The following is a 1,146-nucleotide window of genomic DNA, read 5'->3' as shown; positions in this document are numbered from 1 at the left end:
GGGTGTGGGGGCTGCTGGGGGTGCCGGTGGTGGTGTGGGGTCGGGGACGGTGTTGATCACGGGTGGGACCGGGACGCTGGGTTCGCGTGTCGCGGTGCATCTGGCGGGGCGGGGTGCCCGGCACCTGCTGCTGGTCAGCCGCCGCGGGAGTGATGCCCCGGGCGCGGGTGAGTTGCAGGACCGGTTGGAGCGGCTGGGCGCGCAGGTCACGATCGCCGCGTGTGACACCGCTGACTACCAGGCCCTGGCCGATGTGCTGGACACGATTCCCGCGGCGCTTCCGCTGACCGCGGTGATCCATACCGCCGGCACCGTCGATGACGGGGTCCTGACCGCGCTGACACCCCAGCGGCTGGACAGTGTCCTCAGAGCGAAGGTCGACGCCGCGGTCAACCTGCACCACCTCACCGCGCACCTGCCACTGACCCGTTTCACTCTCTTCTCCTCGTCCTCGGGCGTCTTCGGCGCCCCGGGACAGGCCAACTACGCCGCCGCCAACACCTTCCTCGACGCCCTCGCCCATCACCGCCACCACCACCGGCAGCCCGCCCAGGCCCTGGCCTGGGGACTATGGGAATCCACCAGCACCATCACCAGCCACCTGGACGACACCGACCGCCGCCGCCTGCAACGCAGCGGGATCAACGCGCTCACCGACGACCAGGCCCTCACCCTGCTGGACACCACCCACACCCACCACCACGCCCCCCTCCTCATCCCCATCCACCTCAACCCCGCAGCCCTGAACCGCCAAGCCACCCAAGGCACCCTCCACCCCCTCCTGACCCACCTCACCCCCACCCCCCACAGCACCAGCACCAGCACCAGCACAGGCCTCCCGGCAACAGCCGCGACAGGAGCCGGAGCCGGGGCCGGAGTCGGCTCCGGGTCGGGGGCCGGTGCCGGTGGGGCCGGTGGTGGATTGGGGGAGGAATTGGCCGGGCTGGGTGAGGCGGAGTGCCTGGCCCGGCTGGTGGAGATCGTGCGGGTGCATGCCGCGGCCGTGCTGGGACACTCCCGCCCGGGCACGATCGCCGGTGACCGGCCTTTCAACGGTCAGGGATTCGACTCCCTGACCGCGGTCGAACTACGCAACCGGCTGACCGCGGTCACCAACCTCGCGCTGCCCGCGACCGCGCTGTTCGA

General features: G+C 71.5%; 1 protein-coding gene. It reads left to right on the top strand.

Features of this window, described 5'->3' with window-relative positions:
• Positions 1 to 94 precede the first annotated feature (94 nt).
• The coding region (locus ACH4B3_RS34295; RefSeq protein WP_398469721.1) for a type I polyketide synthase at positions 95 to 1,146 on the top strand (1,052 nt) is incomplete at its 3' end.

The sequence above is a fragment of the Streptomyces sp. NPDC018031 genome, assembly GCF_044327625.1.
In the GTDB taxonomy this organism is placed as follows: Bacteria; Actinomycetota; Actinomycetes; order Streptomycetales; family Streptomycetaceae; genus Streptomyces.
Note: the sequence above shows the minus strand (reverse complement) of the source record. Positions and strands in the feature narration are given on the sequence as shown.